23 protein-coding genes and 1 riboswitch are annotated in these 22,444 nt (G+C 67.7%); of the genes, 11 read left to right on the top strand and 12 right to left on the bottom strand.

Going from position 1 to position 22,444, the window contains the following annotated elements; genetic code table 11:
• Positions 1–149: 149 nt before the first annotated feature.
• From sdhC to BHQ18_RS16070, 4 genes are all read left to right on the top strand, one after another.
• On the top strand, positions 150–578 hold the full coding sequence (gene sdhC / locus BHQ18_RS16085; RefSeq protein WP_084294105.1) for a succinate dehydrogenase, cytochrome b556 subunit: 429 nt from the start codon (positions 150–152) through the stop codon (positions 576–578).
• Between the two features lie 68 nt (positions 579–646).
• Complete coding sequence (locus BHQ18_RS16080) at positions 647–1,066, top strand: succinate dehydrogenase hydrophobic membrane anchor subunit (RefSeq protein WP_069414731.1); 420 nt, start codon at positions 647–649, stop codon at positions 1,064–1,066.
• Between the two features lie 10 nt (positions 1,067–1,076).
• Complete coding sequence (gene sdhA, locus BHQ18_RS16075; RefSeq protein WP_069414630.1) at positions 1,077–2,831, top strand: succinate dehydrogenase flavoprotein subunit; 1,755 nt, start codon at positions 1,077–1,079, stop codon at positions 2,829–2,831.
• Positions 2,831–3,610, top strand: coding sequence for a succinate dehydrogenase iron-sulfur subunit (locus BHQ18_RS16070; RefSeq protein WP_069414629.1), 780 nt, complete (start codon positions 2,831–2,833; stop codon positions 3,608–3,610). Before sdhA ends, BHQ18_RS16070 begins: the two co-directional genes overlap by 1 nt.
• A gap of 21 nt (positions 3,611–3,631) precedes the next feature.
• Here BHQ18_RS16070 and BHQ18_RS16065 read toward each other — a convergent pair whose 3' ends face one another.
• The 4 genes from BHQ18_RS16065 to BHQ18_RS16050 are packed head-to-tail and all read right to left on the bottom strand — an operon-like array spanning position 3,632 to position 6,587.
• Positions 3,632–4,054: a PIN domain-containing protein gene (locus BHQ18_RS16065; protein ID WP_069414628.1), complete on the bottom strand. Its 423-nt coding sequence runs from the start codon at positions 4,052–4,054 to the stop codon at positions 3,632–3,634.
• Positions 4,045–4,251 (bottom strand): hypothetical protein, encoded by a 207-nt coding sequence (locus BHQ18_RS16060; protein WP_069414627.1) that lies wholly within the window; start codon positions 4,249–4,251, stop codon positions 4,045–4,047. Before BHQ18_RS16060 ends, BHQ18_RS16065 begins: the two co-directional genes overlap by 10 nt.
• A 20-nt stretch (positions 4,252–4,271) precedes the next feature.
• Positions 4,272–5,351 carry a hypothetical protein gene (locus BHQ18_RS30535; RefSeq protein ID WP_234794200.1) on the bottom strand — a complete coding sequence of 360 codons (1,080 nt, stop codon included), beginning with the start codon at positions 5,349–5,351 and terminating at the stop codon, positions 4,272–4,274.
• A gap of 27 nt (positions 5,352–5,378) precedes the next feature.
• Positions 5,379–6,587: a hypothetical protein gene (locus BHQ18_RS16050; RefSeq protein WP_069414626.1), complete on the bottom strand. Its 1,209-nt coding sequence runs from the start codon at positions 6,585–6,587 to the stop codon at positions 5,379–5,381.
• Between the two features lie 505 nt (positions 6,588–7,092).
• Here BHQ18_RS16050 and BHQ18_RS16045 point away from each other — a divergent pair.
• Positions 7,093–7,689, top strand: a complete 597-nt coding sequence (locus tag BHQ18_RS16045) for a carboxymuconolactone decarboxylase family protein (RefSeq protein WP_069414625.1) — start codon at positions 7,093–7,095, stop codon at positions 7,687–7,689.
• Here BHQ18_RS16045 and BHQ18_RS16040 read toward each other — a convergent pair.
• From BHQ18_RS16040 to BHQ18_RS16030, 3 genes are read right to left on the bottom strand one after another with little or no spacing between them, the layout of a single operon-like run.
• Entirely contained in the window at positions 7,670–8,155 is a 486-nt protein-coding gene (locus BHQ18_RS16040) for a hypothetical protein (RefSeq protein WP_069414624.1), read from the bottom strand. The two genes, BHQ18_RS16045 and BHQ18_RS16040, sit on opposite strands and share 20 nt — an antisense overlap.
• A gap of 16 nt (positions 8,156–8,171) precedes the next feature.
• Positions 8,172–10,985 (bottom strand): MMPL/RND family transporter, encoded by a 2,814-nt coding sequence (locus tag BHQ18_RS16035; protein WP_205866122.1) that lies wholly within the window; start codon positions 10,983–10,985, stop codon positions 8,172–8,174.
• On the bottom strand, positions 10,982–11,446 hold the full coding sequence (locus BHQ18_RS16030) for an MmpS family transport accessory protein (protein WP_069414622.1): 465 nt from the start codon (positions 11,444–11,446) through the stop codon (positions 10,982–10,984). The genes BHQ18_RS16035 and BHQ18_RS16030 overlap by 4 nt, the downstream gene beginning before the upstream one ends.
• Positions 11,447–11,626: 180 nt before the next feature.
• Between BHQ18_RS16030 and BHQ18_RS16025 the strand changes: the two genes are divergently transcribed.
• On the top strand, positions 11,627–12,115 hold the full coding sequence (locus BHQ18_RS16025; protein ID WP_069414621.1) for a MarR family winged helix-turn-helix transcriptional regulator: 489 nt from the start codon (positions 11,627–11,629) through the stop codon (positions 12,113–12,115).
• Here the strand turns inward: BHQ18_RS16025 and BHQ18_RS16020 are convergent.
• On the bottom strand, positions 12,078–12,992 hold the full coding sequence (locus BHQ18_RS16020; protein WP_069414620.1) for a sigma-70 family RNA polymerase sigma factor: 915 nt from the start codon (positions 12,990–12,992) through the stop codon (positions 12,078–12,080). The genes BHQ18_RS16025 and BHQ18_RS16020 overlap by 38 nt on opposite strands.
• Positions 12,993–13,108: 116 nt before the next feature.
• Positions 13,109–14,605, bottom strand: coding sequence for a gamma-aminobutyraldehyde dehydrogenase (locus tag BHQ18_RS16015; protein ID WP_069414619.1), 1,497 nt, complete (start codon positions 14,603–14,605; stop codon positions 13,109–13,111).
• Between the two features lie 122 nt (positions 14,606–14,727).
• Here BHQ18_RS16015 and BHQ18_RS16010 point away from each other — a divergent pair, with 122 nt between their 5' ends.
• The 4 genes from BHQ18_RS16010 (at position 14,728) to BHQ18_RS15995 (ending at position 18,992) form a co-directional block, all read left to right on the top strand.
• Positions 14,728–15,252, top strand: coding sequence for an Lrp/AsnC family transcriptional regulator (locus tag BHQ18_RS16010; protein ID WP_069414618.1), 525 nt, complete (start codon positions 14,728–14,730; stop codon positions 15,250–15,252).
• A complete protein-coding gene (locus BHQ18_RS16005) occupies positions 15,249–16,634 on the top strand; it encodes an aspartate aminotransferase family protein (RefSeq protein ID WP_069414617.1) in 1,386 nt (461 codons plus the stop codon). The genes BHQ18_RS16010 and BHQ18_RS16005 overlap by 4 nt, the downstream gene beginning before the upstream one ends.
• 33 nt (positions 16,635–16,667) lie before the next feature.
• Complete coding sequence (locus BHQ18_RS16000) at positions 16,668–17,681, top strand: SMP-30/gluconolactonase/LRE family protein (RefSeq protein WP_069414616.1); 1,014 nt, start codon at positions 16,668–16,670, stop codon at positions 17,679–17,681.
• Positions 17,682–17,768: 87 nt separating this feature from the next.
• Positions 17,769–18,992, top strand: a complete 1,224-nt coding sequence (locus tag BHQ18_RS15995) for a D-alanyl-D-alanine carboxypeptidase family protein (protein ID WP_069414615.1) — start codon at positions 17,769–17,771, stop codon at positions 18,990–18,992.
• Here BHQ18_RS15995 and BHQ18_RS15990 read toward each other — a convergent pair.
• Positions 18,989–19,942: an NAD(P)H-dependent flavin oxidoreductase gene (locus tag BHQ18_RS15990; protein WP_069414614.1), complete on the bottom strand. Its 954-nt coding sequence runs from the start codon at positions 19,940–19,942 to the stop codon at positions 18,989–18,991. The two genes, BHQ18_RS15995 and BHQ18_RS15990, sit on opposite strands and share 4 nt — an antisense overlap.
• Before the next feature lie 35 nt (positions 19,943–19,977).
• A riboswitch (guanidine-III (ykkC-III) riboswitch) is annotated at positions 19,978–20,046 on the top strand.
• Between the two features lie 11 nt (positions 20,047–20,057).
• Here BHQ18_RS15990 and BHQ18_RS15985 point away from each other — a divergent pair.
• Positions 20,058–20,372 (top strand): DMT family transporter, encoded by a 315-nt coding sequence (locus tag BHQ18_RS15985; protein ID WP_069414613.1) that lies wholly within the window; start codon positions 20,058–20,060, stop codon positions 20,370–20,372.
• Here BHQ18_RS15985 and yhjD read toward each other — a convergent pair.
• Both yhjD and trpS read right to left on the bottom strand, forming a co-directional pair.
• A complete protein-coding gene (yhjD, locus tag BHQ18_RS15980) occupies positions 20,369–21,397 on the bottom strand; it encodes an inner membrane protein YhjD (RefSeq protein WP_069414612.1) in 1,029 nt (342 codons plus the stop codon). The genes BHQ18_RS15985 and yhjD overlap by 4 nt on opposite strands.
• 16 nt (positions 21,398–21,413) lie before the next feature.
• A complete protein-coding gene (gene trpS / locus BHQ18_RS15975; RefSeq protein WP_069414611.1) occupies positions 21,414–22,442 on the bottom strand; it encodes a tryptophan--tRNA ligase in 1,029 nt (342 codons plus the stop codon).
• Positions 22,443–22,444: the final 2 nt, after the last annotated feature.

Raw genomic sequence — 22,444 nt, 5'->3', positions numbered from 1 at the left:
GACCGTAGTTCGTTTAGCAGTACAACTGGGATTAGAGTCGCCCCGAGGTTTGGGTGAAGTGCGCGAACCGGATCGAAGGCCAGGCAGCCAACCTGCCGACCGGTGCTAGCCCGACACCCCAAACGTCCACCGAAGGCGTTGGAGGCCAGATGAGTACTCAAGTATCCGAGGGGCCGGCGGTGCCGGCACCTCGATCCGGACCGGCGCGCAGACGGACGCTGTATCGCGGCGATCCCGGCATGTGGTCGTGGGTGCTGCACCGCATCACCGGTGCGACGATCTTCTTCTTCCTGTTCGTCCACGTACTCGACACCGCGCTGGTGCGCGTCAGCCCGCAGGCCTACAACGAGATCATCGAGACCTACAAAACGCCGATCATCGGGCTGATGGAGATCGGCCTGGTGGTCGCCGTGCTCTATCACGCGCTCAACGGCATCCGCATCATCCTGATCGACTTCTGGCAGCACGGCGCCCGCCACCAGCGAACGATGCTGTGGATCGTGATCGGGGTGTTCTTGGCAATCTTCATACCGTCGCTGGGAGTGATCGGCATGCACATGGCGGAGCGGTTCCTGTGAGCGCGCCCGAGAACGCGCCCGCCGGGGCCTGGACCCCGCACCACCGTGAGGGCCGCGTCGCCCCGGTGATGCAGCGCGAACACGACCGTCCGGCCGGCCTGGACCATCCGCGCGCCCCACGCCGCCCGCGCGGCATCCCGTACTTCGAGAAGTACGCCTGGCTGTTCATGCGCTTCTCCGGTGTCGCGCTGGTGTTCCTCGCGCTCGGGCACCTGTTCGTGATGCTGATGTGGGAGGACGGCGTCTACCGCATCGACTTCAACTTCGTCGCCGAACGCTGGGCGTCGCCGTTCTGGCAGATCTGGGACATGGCGCTGCTGTGGCTGGCGATGCTGCACGGCGGCAACGGCCTGCGCATCATCATCGGTGACTACGCCCGCAAGGACACCACGAAGTTCTGGCTGAACTCGGTGCTGCTGCTGGCCACCGGCTTCACCCTGGTGCTGGGCAGCTACGTGCTGGTCACCTTCGACGCGAACATCTCATAGAGGATCGACAATGATTCAGGAACATCGCTACGACGTCGTGATCGTCGGCGCAGGCGGCGCCGGGATGCGCGCCGCGGTCGAGGCCGGCCCCCGCGCCCGCACCGCCGTGCTGACCAAGCTGTACCCGACCCGCAGCCACACCGGCGCGGCCCAGGGCGGCATGTGCGCCGCGCTGGCCAACGTCGAAGAGGACAACTGGGAGTGGCACACCTTCGACACCGTCAAGGGCGGCGACTACCTCGCCGACCAGGACGCCGTCGAGATCATGTGCAAGGAAGCCATCGACGCGGTGCTCGACCTCGAGAAGATGGGGATGCCGTTCAACCGCACCCCCGAGGGCCGCATCGACCAGCGCCGCTTCGGCGGGCACACCCGCGACCACGGCAAGGCGCCGGTGCGCCGGGCCTGTTACGCCGCCGACCGCACCGGCCACATGATCCTGCAGACGCTGTACCAGAACTGCGTCAAGCACGACGTCGAGTTCTTCAACGAGTTCTACGCGCTGGACATCTCGATCACCGAGACCCAGTCCGGCCCGGTGGCCACCGGCGTCATCGCCTACGAACTGGCCACAGGCGACATCCACGTCTTCCACGCCAAGGCCATCGTGTTCGCCACCGGCGGGTCGGGCCGGATGTACAAGACGACCTCCAACGCCCACACCCTGACCGGCGACGGGCTGGGCATCGTGTTCCGCAAGGGACTTCCCCTGGAGGACATGGAGTTCCACCAGTTCCACCCGACCGGCCTGGCCGGCCTGGGCATCCTGATCTCCGAGGCCGTGCGCGGTGAGGGCGGTCGCCTGCTCAACGGCGAGGGTGAGCGCTTCATGGAGCGCTACGCGCCGACGATCGTGGACCTGGCCCCGCGTGACATCGTCGCGCGGTCGATGGTGCTCGAGGTGCTCGAAGGCCGCGGCGCCGGACCGAACAAGGACTACGTCTACATCGACGTGCGCCACCTCGGCGAGGACGTGCTCGAGGCCAAACTGCCCGACATCACCGAGTTCGCCCGCACCTACCTCGGGGTGGACCCGGTCAAGGAACTGGTGCCGGTCTACCCGACGTGTCACTACGTGATGGGCGGCATCCCGACCAACGTCCACGGTCAGGTGTTGCGCGACAACACGACTCCGCTGCCGGGCCTGTACGCCGCCGGCGAGTGCGCGTGCGTCTCGGTGCACGGCGCCAACCGGTTGGGCACCAACTCGCTGCTGGACATCAACGTGTTCGGCCGTCGCGCGGGTATCGCCGCCGCGAACTACGCGCTGGGCCACGACTTCGTCGAGTTGCCGCAGAACCCGGCGGGCATGGTGGTCGAATGGGTCGGCGACATCTTGAGCGAGCACGGCAACGAGCGCGTCGCCGACATCCGCGGCGCCCTGCAGCAGTCGATGGACAACAACGCCGCGGTGTTCCGCACCGAGGAGACGCTCAAGCAGGCGCTGACCGACATCCACGCGCTCAAGGAGCGCTACGCCCGGATCACGGTGCAGGACAAGGGTAAACGCTACAACAGCGATCTACTCGAGGCCATCGAGCTGGGCTTCCTGCTCGAGCTGGCCGAGGTCACCGTGGTCGGCGCGCTCAACCGCAAGGAGTCGCGCGGCGGGCACGCCCGCGAGGACTACCCCAACCGCGACGACACCAACTACATGCGCCACACCATGGCCTACAAGGAAGGCTCGGATCTTCTGTCCGACATCCGGCTGGACTACAAGCCCGTGGTCCAGACGCGCTATGAGCCGATGGAACGGAAGTACTGATGACAATCGCGCCTGAGGTAGAGACCAAGGATCCCGAACTGCCGCCCGTGCCCGAGGGCGCGGTGATGGTGACGCTGAAGATCGCCCGGTTCAACCCGGAGGATCCCGACGCCGCCGGCTGGCAGAGCTTCCGCGTTCCGTGCCTGCCCAGCGACCGGCTGCTGAACCTGCTGCACTACGTGAAGTGGTATCTCGACGGCACGCTGACGTTCCGTCGGTCGTGTGCGCACGGCGTGTGCGGCTCGGATGCCATGCGCATCAACGGCGTCAACCGGTTGGCCTGCAAGGTGCTGATGCGCGACATGCTGCCGAAGAACCCGAAGAAGCAGCTCACCATCACGATCGAGCCGATCCGCGGGCTGCCCGTGGAGAAGGACCTCGTCGTCGACATGGAGCCGTTCTTCGACGCTTACCGCGCGATCAAGCCGTACCTGGTCACCACCGGCAATCAGCCGACCCGCGAACGCATTCAGAGCCAGACCGACCGCGCCCGCTACGACGACACCACCAAGTGCATCCTGTGCGCCTGCTGCACGACCAGCTGCCCGATCTACTGGAGCGAGGGTTCGTACTTCGGGCCGGCGGCGATCGTCAACGCGCACCGGTTCATCTTCGACAGCCGTGACGAGGCCGCCGCCGAGCGGCTCGACATCCTCAACGAGGTCGACGGTGTGTGGCGCTGCCGCACGACGTTCAACTGCACCGAGTCCTGCCCGCGCGGTATCCAGGTCACCCAGGCGATCCAGGAGGTCAAGCGCGCGTTGATGTTCGCGCGCTGACGTCCCACTGTCGGTCTCGCTTCACAGCGAGCCAGGTGCCGCGACCCAGCGATGCGGGAAGTCCACCACGCTGCTCGCCGTCTCGAAGTCGGAGTCGTAGTGCAGGACGGTCAAGCCGTGCGTGCGCGCCAGCACCGCGGTCAACAGGTCAGCGACGCCGACAGACCGGTGTCGACCGGTCCGCGCCAGCTGAAACTGCGCCTCGATGGCGTCCTGCCAATCCTCGTCGTCGATGGGCAGGTACTCGTATGCCGCACGGCGGTCAACCCGCAATTGCGCGAACTCGTCCGGAGTACGAGCGCTGTAGAAAGCCTCAGCATCCAATACTGCGCTGGTCGCCACGAGACCCGATTCGATGAGGGGTGCAAGCACCGCGGCCACAGTGCCGTGGCGCATGCGGGCCGCCGCGCTCGTATCAACCAGATACCGCGCCGTCAGCGCCATATCTGGGCCCGTGCATCGCTGTCATGCAAATCGGCCATCCCGCCGCTCATCAACCACTCCACCTGCCGCACCCGGGCCGACCGGGCCGCCGCCAGCCGCAATGCCGAGCGCACCGTATCCGCGATACCTGCCGTGTTGAGTTCGTCTCTGGCGGCGGCCAGTAGTTCATCGTCGATCTCGATCAGACGCTTGGTCATCAACCCACCTCATATATATGTCAGGCTGACCTAGTATATGTCGACCGCAGCGAGGCACACGCCGTCTCGAAGGTCGCCCACTCACCCGGATCGGGACGCTGGCTCCAGACCATCCCCAGATCCCGTTCGCCCCGGTAGCGGTCGCCAATCCACCTTTGCGCCACATCAATTCCCCCGGCCAGGTCCAGTTCCGGCAATGACAGCGATCCGTGGCACCGGGTGAGCTGCTCCTCGTATCGGTCATCCCAGCGCTGCACCTGCCAGCCAGGCCATAGCTCTGGCAACATTTCGAACAGCAGCCCGACCTCAGAAGTCACCCACGCTCCGATACGCCGCGTCGGGACGTCCACGTGCACTCCGCTTTCGGGAATCATCCCGAGCTTCAGCCTCCGGATCCCCTGGCCAGGCAGCCTGTCGACCAGCTCGGGTCCATGCCATGCCGCGCTGGATCCCCACCACAACGGCCAGAAACGCACCTCGCCGTCCGCGCCCGCAACCGAGACGAGGTGGCAGAGCGATCTCGGCTTCTGCGCCAACTTCAGCTCGGGCGGGGTACGACCTCGTTTCCATGGCCGCTGAGCTCCCACGTAGGCTGCCAATTCCTCCGTGCCGCCGTAGGCCCACCCGACCGCGAAGTCGGGCCACGTCAATGCCAGCACGTCGAGGATCGCTCGGCGGATGAACATCTCGCACATGAGTTCCTCGCCGAAAAACAACATCCGGCGTCTGTCGAGGTCAAGGACGACGCCCCCGTCGGCCCAGATCGGACTAGTCCATTCCATGGGGCCACATTCGCGGAAGCTCCTGAGGAACCGCAGCGCGGGCACCGGACCGCAGACGAGGGCATCGAGCGTGCGGCAGCCCACCCAGTGCGAGTAGTACAGGCTCCATTGGCCGTCCTCGAGTATCACCAGATTGGCGCGGTTGCCCATGTCAGTCCCTTCCGTCAGGAATGGAACGATCGTCGGCGGCCACACCGACAGCCACTGCCGCCGAGGCCCGCAAGCGTGCCCACTTATCCACAACGGCGGATTCATCCACACCTTGGCCACCAGCGCTGACACCCCACAGATTTCGGCGTAGTTGGCGGCGCTGAGCACCACCAACTACGCCGAAATCGCGTGGTGTCAGTCGTCGCCCGACTCGTCACCACCCGCAGCGTCGCCGCCCGACTCGTCGCCGCCCGCAGTGTCGTCAGCCGCAGTGTCGTCGGCCACCGTGTCGACGGTCGTGGTGTCATCGACCGCGGCGTCGTCGTCGGAGTCGACGGCTTCACCGTCGTTCACCGGACTCGCGCTGCCCGGCTTGAACGCCAGCCCGGTGCGCACCTTCTCGCGCTCGGCGGGCTCCTCGTCGTCGCCCTCGGAATCGACTGCTGCATCGACCTTTTCGACGTCCGACTCGACCTCCGATTCGACCGTGGTCGAGACGGTCTGCACGTCGGTGTCCGGCGCGCTGCGCTGCACGGTGACGTCGGGCTCGACGTCCTCGGGCTCCACGTCGAGCATCAGCGACGACGCACCGGGATCGGGCAGTCCGGCCGGAGCGCCGGTCGGCAGCCCCGGCGGCGGATCGATGTCGGCCAGCACCTTGGCGATCATCCGGCTGGCTCCGATCCACCCCTGCAGCGGGGCGGCCGCCAGACCCAGCGCGGTCGCGGGGATCACGGCCAGACCGGTCAGCAGCGCGTTGACCGTGCGGTCGAAGTCGAGCGCCTTCATGCCCTGCCAGACGTCGTCGACGGTGCCGGCGACCGACATGATGTAGGTGCTGGCTGCGGTCATGATCGCATCCACCATCGGGCTGATCACCGCGGGCAGCGCCGCGAACAGCCCGATCGCGCGGTCGATCGGGCGCACCAGGATCGGGAAGGCCTCGCGGGCCAGCCACGCCGTCAGCTCGGCCGGGTACCGCACCGTGGCGACCAGCTTGTCCAGGGCCGCGTTGACGTTGCCGGCCTGCAGATCCGCGAGCAGCTCGAGGGCGTCGGCGGGCAGGTTCCAGGCCGCGGTGCCGAGCGAGGCCACATACGTCGTGCCCAGCCCCGCCAACTCGGAGATGCTGCGGGTCTGGTTGTTCGCGATCTGGGTGAGAATCGGCGCCGGGTTGGACAGGTAGTCCTCGACGAGCGCCTGCAGGCTCCCGAGTGCCTGCTGGGTGATCGCCTCCCACAGCGGGAACGGGTTGTCGATCGCGGTGAGCTGGACCGCCGGGGCGGCGGCGGTGACCCGTTCGGCGATGTCGGGCTGCGAAACCGTCACCGGGGACATGGCGATCGCGGCGGCGCCGGCCAGCGCGATCCCGGTGGCGAGCTTCGGTCGTGAAAGTACGTGCATTTCTTCCTTGTCTTTCTGGTAGCTGATGGATCAATGGCGATGTGTCGGTCGCGAGGCTCTGGCTACATCCGCCTCCGATCCGGCCCACAGGGCGGGTCCCCCCGATCGGACGTCACGCCGCACACCGCAAACTCGTCGGCTACATCAGGGCGTGCAGCCGTTGCGCGCGGCGGCGGCGGGAAGATGGTCCCTGTTCGGCGCCCGGGGCGCCTGACGGCACCGTGCGTGAATCGTTGGCCGGACCCGTTCTCACGGTTGCATCCCGCATCAATCGCGCGTTCATCCAACGAATTCGAGTTGTGATCGATAAAAACCCCCGCTGCCGACACACTGCCTCCCACCCCTCAGTCAGACACTGACGATAGCGTTAATAATGTGCTTGCGAATGCAAATACGCAAATTTTCTCCGCGGCGTGGCAAACATTGGTTCGAGGAGTCTGCGGATGTCCCCGCGTCCTCAGTCCGAGCGCTGTCACACATCGCGAGGCTGTCTCGTCTGACAGGTATGACCGCTACCCAGAAGACCCGCATCGATCCCCTGCCCCCGCAGCGCGCCTCGCTGCTGACCAAGGTGCTCTACCGCGTCGCCCGGCGCCGGTTCGGCGAGGTGCCCGAACCCTTCGCGGTGGCCGCACACCATCCGCGGCTGATGCTCGCCAACGTCGTGCACGAGGGCATGCTGCAGTCGGCGTCGAAGAAGCTGCCCAAGAATGTCCTCGAGATCGCGGTGTTCTGGACCGCGCGCACGGTCGGTTGCTCCTGGTGCGTGGACTTCGGTTCGATGCTGCAGCGCCTCGACGGCCTCGACGTCGACCGGCTCAAGCACATCGACGACTACGCGAGCTCACCGTTGTTCTCCGACGACGAGCGCGCCGCGATCAGGTTCGCCGACGCGATGACCACCGATCCGCACAACATCACCGACGAACAGGTCGACGACCTCAAGCGCCGTTTCGGCGACGACGGTGTCATCGAGCTGAGCTACCAGATCGGTATCGAGAACATGCGCGCGCGGATGTATTCGGCGCTGGGAATCACCGAGCAGGGCTTCAGTTCCGGTGACGCGTGCCGGGTTCCGTGGGCTACTGCCGAGCCGAGCTGACGCCGGTTGCGCCACCATCGGCTAGGTCGTCCGGCGGGTCCGTGGGTTCCATGCCGCGGGCCCGCCGCTTGAGCCGCGCGCTGCGCAGGACCTGCAGGCCCATGTTGGTCGCGGTGATCATCGGGAACACGCCGAGGAACGTGCGTTCGGACGGCGTCCGCCCGTGCAGTTCCTCGAGACTGCCGAACACATAGAAGCAGCCGAGGAAGAACAGCGTGGCCGGAATCGCGAGTGCCAGAAGACTGCCGCGGTCGTTGAGAACCTGACGGGCCAGATGGAGCTCGTCGGCGGTCATCGGTGCGCGCTTGCCCACCCTCCGCACCGCGGCGGTCGCGACACCGATCCCGAGCGTCGCGGTGACGTGTGCGCGCCGCCGGACCCGAGTGGTGAAGGCGAACGCCGCGGCGGCGGCCACCCAGATCAGGGAGAACGAGACGATCGCGAGGATGCCGTACAGCGGTGTCATGTGATCCCCTGCCATGTCATGCCCGCCTGCGCGGGCGCTGCGGGATGAAGGTGGGCCACCAGAACCAGGAGCCGAGCAGGCGCAGCAGACACGGCACCACCAGCGAACGGACGACCATGGTGTCGAGGAGCAGGCCGATACACACCGTCGTGCCCAACTGGCCGATCGTGCGCAGATCGCTCACGAGCATCGACAGCATGGTGAATGCGAACACCAGACCGGCCGAGGTCACCACGGCGCCCGTACTTCCCAACGCGCGGATCAGGCCGGTGTTGAGCCCGGCTCCGGTCTCCTCCTTCACGCGGGAGATCAACAGCAGGTTGTAGTCGGACCCGACGGCGACGAGGATGATGAAGCTCAACGGCAATATCAACCAGTGCAACGGCAGCCCGATCAGGTGCTGCCACAACAACACTGACAGGCCGAACGCGCCGGCGAAGGAGAACGCGACGGTACCGGGGATGACCAAGGCAGCCACCAGGCTTCGGGTCAGATACAACATGATCAGGAAGATCAACACGAACGCCGCGATCGCCACGATGAGCAAATCCGATGCGGCATAGGTCTTGATGTCCAGGTTGTTCGACGCCGCGCCGCCGATGTAGATCTTGGCGCCGGCCAGCGAGGTCTCCTTGAGCGCCTTCTTGATCGCGTCGGGGAACTGCTCGACGTGCTCGATGCCTTCCGGAGCCATGGCGTTGCCCTCGTGGGTGATGATGAAGCGGGCGGCCTTGCCGTCCGGTGACATCAGCAGCGTCATTCCCGTCTTGACATCGTCGTTGTCGAACGCCTCGTGCGGAATGTAGAAGAAGTCGTCGCTGCGCGCCGCGTCGAAGTCGTTGCCGACATTGATCTGGTCGTAGTAGGTCTGATCGGTCTGGGTGGATTGCAGATGCGCGGGACCGTAGTTGTTGGTGATGACGCCCAGCAGGGCCTGGCTGTCGGCGATCATCCGCTCCAACTGCGAAATCATCTGTGGCAGCAGGCGATCGATGGCTTCGAACGAGACGACGGCATTGCCGATCTGCTCATCGAGTCTGTCGATGCCGTCGAGTGAGTCGAACAACGAACGCATGGCGAAGCACACTGGAATGTTGAAACAGTGCGGCTCCCAGTAGAAGTAGTTCTTGAGCGGACGAAGGAAATCATCGAGGTTGGAGATCCCCTCGTTCACGTCGTCCGTCACCTGCTTGAGGTTCTCGATCGTCACAGTGGTCGCGTGCAGTTCGGCCGACATCTGCTGGGTGATCGTGATCACCTCCTGCAGCACCTCGACCGACCGGGCCTGGATCTCGGCTTGTTTGTCGGTGTTCTCGTTCTGCTGCTCGGAGAACGGCAACTGCTGGCCGCTGTTGCTGCCCAGGGTGGTGAACAGATAGGGAATGGTCGCGTGCTCCAGGGGCCGGCCCAGCGGTCTGGTGATGCCCTGCACCATGGCGACGCCGGGCAACTCGATCAGGGCCTTGGCCGCGCGGTCCAGCGAGATGAAGTCCGCCGAGTTGCGCATGTCGTGGTCGGATTCGATCATCAGCATCTCGGAGAACAGCTTGCTCTGGCTGAAATGCCGGTCGGCGGCCTGGAAACCGAGATTGGCAGACGCATCGTCGGGTTGGTATGCGCGGTCGTCGTAGTTGACCCGGTACGTCGGGACGAACACTGCACCCGCCATGACGATCGCCGTGCTCGCGACGAAGACGGGTTTCGGCCAGCGCACCACGCTCGTGGCGATGCGCCGATACAGCCGTCCACTATTCGGGCGGGTCGGGTCGAACAGTGCCAGCAGGCTGCCCAGGGTGAGCAGGGCGGGGGCAAGCGTCAACGCCGCCGCGATGGTGAACAGCATGCTGATGGCCACGGCCGGGCCCATGGTGTGGAAGTAGTCCAGACGCGCAAAGCTCAGACAGAAGCAGGCGCCCGCGATGGTGAGCCCCGATCCGATGATGATCGGGGCCACGCTGCGGTAGGCGGTGAAGTACGCGTCCTCGCGGGATTCGCCGGCCTGGCGCGCCTCGTGGTAACGGCCGAGCAGGAAGATGCCGTAATCCGTTCCGGCGCCTAAGGTCAGCGCGACCACCACGTTCACCGCGAATGACGACAGCGGGACGAAGCCGAAGTGCCCGAGGGTCGCGATGACGCCCTTGGCGACGAGCATCTCGATGAGCACCGCCGGTAGCGGAACCAACAGGCACGATACCGACCGGTAGACCAGCAGCAACATCACGACGATGAGGATGATCGTGAAGATCGTGATGTTGTTGAGGCTGGAGTTCGCGACCGAGAGCGTGTCCGAGGTCAGTGGCGCTGCCCCGCTGACGTAGACGCTCAGGCCTGGAGGCGGCGCGGTGGCGGCGACAATGTCGCGGGCCGCGTCGACGGACTCGTTGGCCTCGAGCTGACCGATGTTGCCCGCGAGACGCAGGAGCACGAATGAGGCTTTGCCGTCGACACTTTGGGCGCCGGCAGCCGTGATGGGCTCACCCCACAGGTTCATCACGTACTGCACATGCTCGGTGTCGGCCTGCAATCGGCGGATCAGATCGTCGTAATACCGGTGGTCGCCCTCGTCGAGTGGACGGTCGGCCTCGAGGACCAGCATGGTCAGATTGGTCGAATCGGACTCCTGGAACTTTTCCCCGATATGCAGCAGTGCGACCTGGGATGGGGCGTAAGTCGGGATCATCGGGCCGGCGAGTTCGTCGGCGACACGCTCGACCTGCGGGATGAAGGTGTTGGTCGCGACCGCGAGCAGGGCCCAGAACACCACGATCGGCACCGCCAGCACGCGGACGGCACGCGCGACGAACGGCCTGCCTGCGCGGTGCGAGCTCATGCGGACTTGACTCGGCACGTGACGTCGGCGTTGGCGTGCGTCGACGAACGCTCGTCGCGGACAACGTCGTTCACGAGAATCCGACAGCCGACCTCGCCGCCCTGGACCTGGGCGGAGATGCTGCCGGACACCACGGTCAGTGTCGTGGTCTCGGTGTGCGACCAGGGAAGTTCACTGATGTCGACACGATGCGGGTTGCCGTCGAGGTCGATGTAGGTCAGCATCCCGCCGTCGCCGGGTGACCCGAACAACTCGTACGTCATGGTTTTCGGCGTGAACTGTTCCGGCGCCTGTGCGGGCAGCACCGACGGCACCGGTCCTGGTGCCGACATCTCGTGCACCTTCCACACCGCCACGGACCCGACGGCCAATACGATGACGGTGACGGCCGGCAGCCAGCCTTTTCGCAGCGCTGTGGGCACGACGGTTCTCGCGGGTGGTTTCCCGGCCACGGGAGTCATATGTATATCACCTATGTGATTCGATGCTGCGCGGATCGATTGCCTCGCAGTGTCTGAACTGCCGCTCGCCGCGGGATTATTCCCGCATTGACCGCTATTTGAGATTGACATGCGTCAACTGTCGCTGGGTCGATATCTCCGCATCGGCGGTATGCATCCCATAGGTGATATGAATGGCCGGTGAGCGTAGTGGTCGACCCCCGCGATGTGGAAGCTATTTCGGAGATGATCGTGACGAGCGCGGACCTGCTCTGGCGCCACCTCGTCGACCGTGCCGACTTGAGCGCCAGCGCGACCCTTGTGCTCAACCGGCTCGATCGTCAGGGTCCGATGCGGCTGACGGCACTGGCCGAAGCCGAGGGGGCGAGCCAATCGGGCATGACGCAGCTGGTTCAGCGGTTGGAGCAGCAGGGACTGCTGGAACGCTGCAGTGATCCGAGGGACGGCCGCGCCCGGCTGGTGGCGATCAGCGAGGCGGGGCGTAAACAATGGGACATCCGCGCGGGAATCCGTCGGCAACGCATCGCCGAACTCATCGCGCCGCTGCCGTCCGCCGATCAGGTGGCGCTGGCGCTGGCCGCTCAGGTCGGGGCAAGGCTGCTCGCCCAGATGCGCGATGCCGCCGACGGCGCTACCGCTGCGCCAGGCAGCGCAGCGGCGAGCCGGTGAACTTGTCCGGGTTGGCGATGTCCCAGATCGCGCAGACCTTGCCGTCGCGCACGGCCATCGCCGTCACCCGGGGCATCATCTCCGGATAGCTTTCGCGGGCGGGCGTTCCCGGCGTCCAGCTGCCGAACTGACCGTTGATGAGCGCCGGCACCCCGGCTTCCAGCCAACCCGGCCCGTAGCGGCGGGCCAGGCCGAACAAAAACCGGGCCACCTTCTCCGGTCCGTGGATCACGCGCGGGGCGGTCGGCGCCTTCCGGTTCGAGTCGCCGGTGAATGTGACGTCCGGATGCAGCAGGCGCACAACGGCTTCCATGTCTCCTGCGGCCAGCGCCATCATCAGCGCACCGGCCACCTCGTTGTGGACATCGTCGGGCACCGGAGGCGGCGCCGACGCCACCGCCCGCCGTGCCCGCGACGCCAGCTGCCGCGCCGAGGCCGCGCTGACGCCCAACACATCGGCGACCTCGGAGAACGGGACCGAGAACCCGTCGTGCAGAACGAATGCCACCCGCTGGTCGGGGGTGAGCGTCTCGAGCACCACCATCGCCGCGAACCGGGCGTCCTCACCGGCCACCACCGCCGCGAGCGGGTCATCGGCGTCCACCGGGGTCACGACGGGCTCCGGAAGCCATTCGCCCACATAGGTTTCGCGCCGGCGCGCGGCCGAGCGCAGCCGGTCCAGGCCGAGCCGGCTGACCACCGTCGTCAGCCAGGCGCGCAGATCGACGATCGAATCATGTTCGGCCGCGCTCCACCGCAGCCACGCGTCCTGCACGATGTCCTCGGCGTCGGCCACCGTCCCGGTCAGCCGGTAAGCCACCGACATCAGATGCGGGCGCAGCTCCTCGAACTCGTCGACACGCGCGCTGGCGACCATCGCCTCAGTCTAGTTCCCGCCCCGACCACCAAACCATCACAGGCGCGAACGTGGGTTACCCGCACGCCATTCGCGCGTTTGGCGTGACACGAGCCCACACTCGGCACAAGAGACAGCTACCGCTTCGCGAACACCGTCCGGTGCCACTGCTTGTCGGCCACCCCGGTGATGTCGCTCATCACGTGCTTGACGGTCAGGTACTCCTCGAGCGAGTAGTCGCTCATGTCCTTGCCGAACCCCGACGCGCCGACCCCGCCGTGCGGCATCTCGCTGATGATCGGGATGTGGTCGTTGATCCACACGCAGCCGGCCTTGATCTCACGCGACGCCCGCTGCGCGCGGTACACATCGCGGGTCCACGCCGAGGCGGCCAACCCGTAGTCGGTGTCGTTGGCCTGCCGCAGCGCGTCGTCGTCGTCGGTGAACGAGCGCACGGTCAGCACCGGGCCGAATATCTCGTCGCGGTAGACCTCCGACTGTTCGGCCACGTCGGCGATGACCGTCGGCAGATAGAACGACCCCGGCCGGTCGGGCGCCGCGCCGCCGCACACGATCCGCGCGCCCTGCCCCGGCGCCCGCTCGACCATCCCGGCCACCTTGGCCCGGTGCGCCATCGAGATCAACGGGCCCAGGTCGGTTTCCGGGTCGTCCGGATCGCCGACGACGACCTTGCCGAACACCTCGCCGACGCCGGCGACGAAGTCGTCGTAGAGCTCGCGGGCGACGATCGCGCGGGTGGCCGCCGTGCAGTCCTGGCCGGTGTTGATCAGCGCACCGGCGGCCGCACCCTGGATCGCGGCGTCCAGGTCGGCGTCGTCGAACACCACGAACGGCGCCTTGCCGCCGAGTTCGAGTTGCACGCGGTGACCGTGCACCGCCGCGGCGGCCATCACCTTGCGGCCCACGGGTGTGGAACCGGTGAACGTCACCACGTCGACGTCGCGGTGCCCGGCCAGCGCCGTGCCGACGTCGGCCCCCAGCCCGGTGACCACGTTGAGCACACCGTCGGGCAGACCCGCCTCCTTGGCCAGCCGTGCCAGCGTCAGCGTCGTCAACGGCGTGAGCTCACACGGCTTGATCACCACCGAACAGCCGGCGGCCAACGCGGGCAACACTTTCCACACCGCCATCTGCAGCGGATAGTTCCACGGCGTGATCGTCGCGACCACGCCGACGGCCTCGCGACGGATGCTCGACGTGTGATCGCCGGAGTACTCGGCGCTGGCCTTGCCCTCCAGGTGACGGGCGGCGCCGGCGAAGAAGTCGATGTTGTCGACGCTGCCGGGCACGTCGAACTCGGCGGCCAGCCGCACCGGCTTACCGGTCTGACTGACCTCCTCGGCGACCAGGGCGTCGGTGCTCGCACCGGCCAGCTGCGCCAGCTTGAACAGCACCGCCGAGCGCTCGGCCGGCGTGGCGCCCGACCACTCGGGCAGCGCGCCGCGAGCCGCCGTCACCGCGACGTCGACGTCGGCCGGTGTGGCCGCCGCGTAGTCGGCCACCGCCGCACCGGTCGCGGGGTTGACGACCTTCAAAGCCGCCCCGGCGGTGGTCACCGGCGCGCCGCCGATCCAGCTGCCTGCCACGCTGGTGGACACAGATGTCGCAGTCATGGCCCAAACTTAACGGACATCGCCCGCTACAGCTACGCATTACCGCTGCCAGAGCCCCGCCAAACGAGGGATTTCATGGCGATAGTTGCCTGTGACGACGGATTCCGTGCACAATCATCGACATGCCGCCTACCCCGGGTGCTGCGCACAGCATCGGGTCCCTGTCATTCCGCGTCAACCAGTCCCGACCTGGCGCGGCATTTCAGCTGGACGACCTGAGCAAGCAGATCATCGAGAAGCTGCAGCAGGACGGCCGCCGCTCCTATGCGGGAATCGGCAAGGCCGTCGGCCTGTCCGAGGCCGCCGTCCGCCAGCGCGTGCAGCGCATGGTCGACGCCGGGGTCATGCAGATCGTCGCCGTGACCGATCCGATGCAGCTGGGCTTCGCCCGCCAGGCCATGATCGGCATCCGCTGCACCGGCGACACCACCAAGGTCGCCGAGAAGTTGGCCGAACTCGACTCGGTGGACTACGTCGTGCTCACCGCGGGTTCGTTCGACGCGATCGTCGAGGTCGTCTGCGAGGACGACGACAGCCTGCTCGAACTGCTCAACACCCAGATCCGCGCACTACCGGGAGTGATATCCACAGAAACCCTGGTTTACCTGAAACTTGTTAAACAGCAATACAATTGGGGTACACGATGACTACTACCGATAGCGCTCCCAGTCTCACCTCCGACCTCGAAGCCAAAGCCAACCGCCACCTGTGGGGTCACTTCGCCCGGCACGGCGCCGGCATCACGCCGCCGATCATCACCCGCGGCGAGGGCGTCACGATCTGGGACAGCAAGGGCAAGAGCTACATCGACGGCCTGTCCGGGCTGTTCGTCGTTCAGGTCGGCCACGGCCGGCAGGAACTGGCCGAAGCGGCCGCCAAGCAGGCCGAGCAGCTGGCGTTCTTCCCGCTGTGGTCCTACGCCACCCCGACGGCCATCGAACTGGCCGAACGGGTCGCGAACTACGCGCCGGGTGATCTGAACCGGGTGTTCTTCACCACCGGCGGCGGCGAGGCCGTCGAGTCGGCGTGGAAGCTGGCCAAGAACTACTTCAAGCTGACCGGCAAACCCGGTAAGCACAAAGTGGTTTCGCGCGCGATCGCCTACCACGGCACCCCGCAGGGCGCGCTGGCGATCACCGGCCTTCCGGTGTTCAAGGCCCCGTTCGAACCGCTGACTCCCGGCGGCTTCCGGGTACCCAACACGAACTTCTACCGCGCCCCCGAACCGTATGCGCACGACGAGAAGGCGTTCGGCGAATACTGCGCCAACCGCATCGCCGAGGCCATCGAGTTCGAGGGCCCGGACACGGTGTGCGCGGTCTTCCTGGAACCCGTACAGAACGCCGGCGGCTGCTTCCCGCCTCCGCCAGGGTATTTCGAGCGGGTCCGCGAGATCTGCGACGAGTACGACGTGCTGCTGGTCTCCGACGAGGTGATCTGCGCCTACGGCCGGATCGGCTCGATGTTCGCCTGCGACGACTTCAACTACGTGCCCGACATCATCACCTGCGCAAAGGGGTTGACGTCCGGTTACTCGCCAATCGGCGCGATGGTGGCCAGCGACCGGCTGTTCGAGCCGTTCGACGACGGCAAGACCACGTTCGCCCACGGCTACACGTTCGGCGGGCATCCGGTGTCGTCGGCGGTGGCGCTGGCCAACCTCGACATCTTCGAACGCGAGGGCCTCAACGACCACGTCAAGGAGAACGCGCCGAAGTTCCGCGCCACCCTCGAACAGCTCTACGATCTGCCGATCGTCGGCGACGTGCGCGGCGAGGGCTACTTCTACGGCATCGAGTTGGTCAAGGACAAGACCACCAAGGAGACCTTCGACGACGACGAGTCCGAGCGGCTGCTGCGCGGCTTCCTCACGCCCGCCCTCTTCGAGGCCGGGCTGTACTGCCGCGCCGACGACCGCGGCGACCCGGTCGTGCAGCTCGCGCCTCCGTTGATCAGTGGCGAGAAGGAGTTCGACGCGATCTACCAGATCATGCGCGGCGTGCTCGAGGAGGCCTGCCGCCGGCTCTAGGCACACGACTGCGGTGTGGGTGAGACTGGGGGCGTGCCCACCACGACACGCACGCCCAAACCGCCGATCGATCCCGTCCGCTGGCAGCCGCCCCCGGTCGACCCGCTGCCGGATCTGCCGCCGGCCGAGCTGACCGTCGTGCCGCTGCCCGGCGACGCCCCCGAGGACGTGGTGGTCGACGCCAACGGGCAGCTCTGGACGGGTCTGGTCGACGGGCGCATCGTGCGCCTCTCCCCCGACAGTGACGCGCACGTGGTCGCCACCACCGAGGGTCGTCCGCTCGGATTGCACGTCGCCCACGACGGCCGGATCCTGGTGTGCACCAGCCCCGGCGGGCTGTTCGCCGTCAACCCCGACAGCGGGCAGCTGGAGACGCTCGTCGCCGAGGTCGACGACCGACAGCTGAAGTTCTGCTCGAATGTCACCCAATCACCGGACGGCACAATCTATTTCACCGAGTCGACGAGCGCCTTCAGCTACGACCACTACAAGGGCGCGGCGTTCGAGGCGCGACCGCGCGGCAGCCTGTTCCGCCGCGACGCCGACGGCTCCGTGCTGACCGTGGTGGCCGGCCTGTACTTCGCGAACGGCGTCACCCCGACGGCCGACGGTTCGGCGCTGGTGTTCGCCGAGACGCTGGGCCGCCGGCTGTCGAAGTACTGGCTGACCGGCGAGCGCGCGGGTTCGGTGACGCGGTTGTGCGAGAACCTGCCCGGGATGCCCGACAACCTGTCGACCGGCGCCGACGGGCGCATCTGGTGTGCGATGGTGTCCCCGCCGAGCGCCGCCGCCGAGTGGCTCGCCCCGCGTGCGCCGGTGCTGCGCAAGCTGCTGTGGAAGCTGCCCGACCGGTTCCAGCCCCAACTCGAACCCGAGGTGTGGGCGGTCGCGTTCGACCCGGACAGCGGCGACGTCGTCGCGGGCGTCCGCACCAGACACCCGCAGTTCGGGCTGGTGACCGGACTGGTCGAGGCCCACGGCCGGCTCTGGATGGGCAGCATCGGCTTCCCGGCGATCGCGCACTGCGCGATCCCCGAGCCCCTCTGACCGCAAGTCACAAAAGAAACTCAAGTCACACGCGTAACAGCGCGCCTCCGCGGCTACCCCGCTCGGGAGGCCTAATCTTCGGTCACCATGGCGAAGATTCGAGTGTCGTGCCGGCGGGGCGCCGCGCTGGTGGCGGCGTTGTTCGTGATGGCCGGACCGGCGGTGGCAAGTGCTCAGCCGCCGGCCGCGCCCGAGGCCACCGCCTGCCCGTACCGCGAAGTGACCCCGCCCGCGGTCGACGCCTCCGAGGAACCCAAACCCGGCGAGGCCCCGCCCGCGCCGCTGCCGGTTCCCGCCAAGCCGATGGGCGGCGACGCGCTCAGCGGCTGCGGGGTGATCACCGCGCCGGGCACGCCGCCCGTTCCCGGTGACGTGTCGGCCGAGGCCTGGCTGGTCGCCGACCTCGACAGCGGCGACGTCATCGCGGCCAAGGACCCGCACGGCAGGCACCGCCCGGCCAGCATCATCAAGGTGCTCACCGCGATGCAGGCGATCAAGGAGCTGCCGATCCACAAGGTCGTACCCGGCACCGCCGACGACGCCGCGCAGGAGGGCACCAAGGTCGGCGTCGGCGAGGGCGGCCACTACTCGGTCAACGACCTGCTGCACGGGCTGCTGATGTACTCGGGCAACGACGCCGCGTTCGCGCTGGCCCGCCAGCTCGGCGGCTGGGACGCGACGCTGACCAAACTCAACGACCTGGCCCGCAAGCTCGGCGGCCTCGACACCCGCGTCGCCACGCCGTCCGGGCTGGACGGGCCCGGCATGAGCACGTCGGCCTACGACATGGCGCTGTTCTACCGCTACGCCTGGCAGAACCCGATCTTCACCGACATCGTGTCGACCAGGTCGTTCGACTTCCCGGGCCGCGGCGACGTCGGCTACCCGATCGAGAACGACAACAAGCTGCTGCTGAACTACCCCGGCGCGATGGGCGGCAAGACCGGTTACACCGACGACGCCGGCCAGACGTTCGTCGGCGCCGCCGAACGCGACGGCCGCCGCCTGGTCGCGGTGCTGCTCAAGGGCACCCGCCAGCCGATCGCGCCGTGGGAGCAGGCCGCGCGGCTGCTCGACTACGGGTTCGCCACCCCGCCGGGCACCAAGGTCGGCACGCTGACCGAACCGGACCCGACGCTGTTGGGCCAGAAGCCGACCACCGACGGCACCAGCCCCGCCGTCAACGCCGCGCCGATCCTGTCGGACGCCGACGCGATGCCGGTGCGGGTGGGGGTCGCGGTGATCGGCAGCGTGATCGTGTTCGCGTTGATCATGGGTGCCCGCTCGCTGAACCGGCGCGCGGTCCCCTAGGGCGCCCACCGCCGCAGCAGGTGCGCGGCGCCGGTGCACAGGGTGTCGATAACCTCTGCCGCCGACCGTGATTCGCGGACCATCCCGACGCCCTGCCCGGCGTTGACCGGGGCGATGCGGTAGTCGGCGGCGGCCACCGCGCCGGACAGCGCTGCGCGGGCGTCGGCGTCGATGGTCTGCTCGCGGCCGTCGAACCGGTCGACGAACTCGTTGCGCAGTACCCGCTCGGGAAGCGTTGCGGGCCACGGGTACTGCAGGGCCACGTCGAACGCGCGCGTGGTCGTCGTCGCGTCGCCGGGGGCGGCCAGCAGCGCGGCGCGCGCCCCGGGGGCCGTCGTCGCCTCCGGGCACACGGCGAACGCGGTGCCCACCCACGCCCCCGCTGCCCCGGCGGCCAGCACCGCGGCCAGCCCGCGCGCCGACGCGACACCGCCGGCGGCCAGCACCGGAAGATCGACCTCGTCGAGCACCTCGGCCAGCAGCGGCAGCGTGCCGACCCGCGGTTGACCGTGGCCGCCGCCCTCGGCGCCGCGCGCCACCACCACGTCCACCCCCGCGTCGGCCGCCGCCAGCGCCCCGGCGAGGTCGCCCACCTGCGCGGCGACCGGCACCCCGGCGTCGTGGGCGCGGCGCACCCACGACCAGTCGTCGCCGAAGCTGACCGACAGCAGCGCGGGCCCGGCGGACAGGGCGAGCTCGAACAGGTCGGGCTGGTTCACCGCGACCCAGTGCACGAGACCGATGCCGAACGGCCGCTCGAGCCCGGCCACGTGCGCCAATTCGGCCTCCAGCGCCGCGGCCGTGGCCGAACTGCCCATCCCGATCATGCCGAGACCACCCGCCCGCGACACCGCCGCGGCCAGCATCCCGCCGGCCGCACCTCCCATGGGCGCGTTGACGATCGGCGCGGACAGACCCAGCCGCCGCGACCAGGGTGTGGACAGGGGCACAGAGCGCGACGTTACGCCTTTGTTAACGTGGACGGCGATCGCCTGGCGTCCCGGCGATCCGGACGAGGCGCACCGTACCCGGCCAGCGACAAGACGGTAGCGAGGAAGGCCTCTGATGGCATGGCTGATCCTTTTCATCTCCGGAGCATTCGAAGCGGTCTGGGCGGTCGCGCTGAGCAAGTCCGAGGGTTTCACCCGGCCGATCCCGATCGTGGTGTTCCTGCTGGCCGCCGTGATCTCGATGGGTGGCCTCGGCATCGCGCTGCGTGATCTGCCGGTCGGCACCGGCTACGCGGTCTGGGTGGGCATCGGCGCGGTGCTGACCGTGTTCTACTCGTTGGCCAGCGGCGAGGAGGCCGTCTCGCTGATCAAGGTCCTGCTGATGCTGGGCATCATCGGCTGCGTGGCCGGCCTCCAGGTCATCAGCTAACGGCGCCGCAGGCGCGAAAGTCCCAGCGCGCCAACGGCTCCGGCGGCCGCGGCGGTCAGAGCGCCGGCGACGCCGAGTCCCTCGCGGACCTCGACGCGCGGGGTGATCGTCGCCGCGTTCGGCGGCAACACCGGCGCGGCCTCCATGTTCTCGGTCGACATCGCCGCCCACGCCGTGGCGAACAGGATCAGCCGCGCGGTGATGTAGGCGAACACCATCAGGCCCAGTACCGGACCGAACGTCGCCCCGGCCGGGCCGGTCACCACCGACCGCAGATAGATCGACGCGACCTGCTTGAACACCTCGAACGCCACCGCTGCGAGCAACCCGGCCCGCAGCGCCGAACGCAGGCTGATCGACTCGCGGGGCAGGCGCGCGATTATCCAGGTGAACAGCACCCACGACACCAGCACCGACATCGTCAGCGAGATCACCCGCAACACGATGCTGATGCCCGGGACATCGCCGAGGCCCACCCACTGCACCAGGCTGCGGGCCAGCCCGGAGCTGCTCACCACGGTCAGCGCGATGGTCACGGCGATCGCCAGGAACAACCCGACGATCGCGGCCAGGTCCGACAGCTTGGTGCGCAGGAAGCCCGGCGACTCGCGTCGCTGCAGACCCCACATCTGGCTCAGCGCCTCACGCAGGTTGGCCATCCAGCCCAGCCCGGCCCACGCCGCGGTCGCCAGCCCGATGACGCCGACCGAGGTGCGCGACTCTATCGCCGAGTCCATCAGCTCGACCAGCTGGCTGGCCGACTCGCCGGACACCGCCGACCGGATCCGCTCCTGCAGTTCGGCGAGCAGCTCCGGCTGGCTGGCCAGCACGAAACCGGCCGCCGCGAAACCGACCATCAGCAGCGGGAACAACGCGAAGATCGTGAAGTAGGTGATGCCCGCGGCGTAGAAGTCGCCCTTGCTGTCGTTGTAGCGCCCCTGCGCGCGCATCACGTGGTCGATCCAGCCGTAGCGCGCCCGCAGGCGGTCGAGTAACCCGGGTTTGTCCGGCTCGGCCGACGTCATCAAAGCCTCCCGAGGGTCAGCTGCGCGGCGGCAGGAAGCCCATGCGCTCATATACCCGCTTGAGCGTGCCGGCAGACACGTCGCGGGCGCGTTCGGCGCCGATCGCCAGCACCGACTCCAACTCGGCCGAGTCGGCGAGCAGTTCGTCGACCCGCGTCTTGATCGGGGTGACGAACTCGACGACGGCGTCGGCGGTGTCGGACTTCAGGTCGCCGTACCCGCGCCCGGCGTAACCCTCGACGAGCGTGTCGATCGGCGTGCCGGTGACCGCCGACTGGATGCTCAGCAGGTTGGACACCCCGGGTTTGGCGTCGCGGTCGTAGCGCACCTCGCGCTCGCTGTCGGTGACCGCCGAGCGGATCTTCTTGGCCGTCACCTTCGGATCGTCGAGCAGGCTGATCAGCCCGGCCTCGGTGGCCGCGGACTTGCTCATCTTCGCCGTCGGGTCCTGCAGGTCGTAGATCTTCGCGGTGACCTTGGGGATCATCGGCTCGGGCACGACGAAGGTGTCGGGGAAGCGCGAGTTCACCCGCTGGGCCACGTCGCGCGCCAACTCCAGGTGCTGGCGCTGGTCCTCCCCGACCGGCACCACGTCGGTGTCGTAGAGCAGCACGTCGGCGGCCATCAGCACGGGGTAGGTGAACAGCCCGACCGTGGTGGCCTCGGCGCCCTCCTTCTGCGACTTGTCCTTGAACTGCGTCATCCGCGACGCCTGGCCGAAACCGGTGAAACAGCCCAGCACCCAAGCCAGTTCGGCGTGCTGGGGCACGTGGCTCTGCACGAAGATGGTGGCCCGGCCCGGGTCGATACCCAGCGCCAGGTACTGCGCGGCGGTGACCAGCGTGCGACGCCGCAACTGTTCGGGGTCCTGCGGGATCGTGATCGCGTGCAGGTCGACGACGCAGAAGAACGTCTCGTAGTCGTCCTGCAGACCGACCCACTGGCTGATCGCGCCCAGCGCGTTGCCGAGGTGCAGGGAATCGGAAGTGGGCTGGACGCCGGAGAACACGGTCCTTCCGTGCGCGGCCGCGCGGTCGTTGCTCATGA

Origin of the sequence: Mycolicibacterium flavescens (assembly GCF_001722335.1) — a bacterium.
GTDB classification, from domain to species: domain Bacteria; phylum Actinomycetota; class Actinomycetes; order Mycobacteriales; family Mycobacteriaceae; genus Mycobacterium; species Mycobacterium flavescens.
Note: the sequence above shows the minus strand (reverse complement) of the source record. Positions and strands in the feature narration are given on the sequence as shown.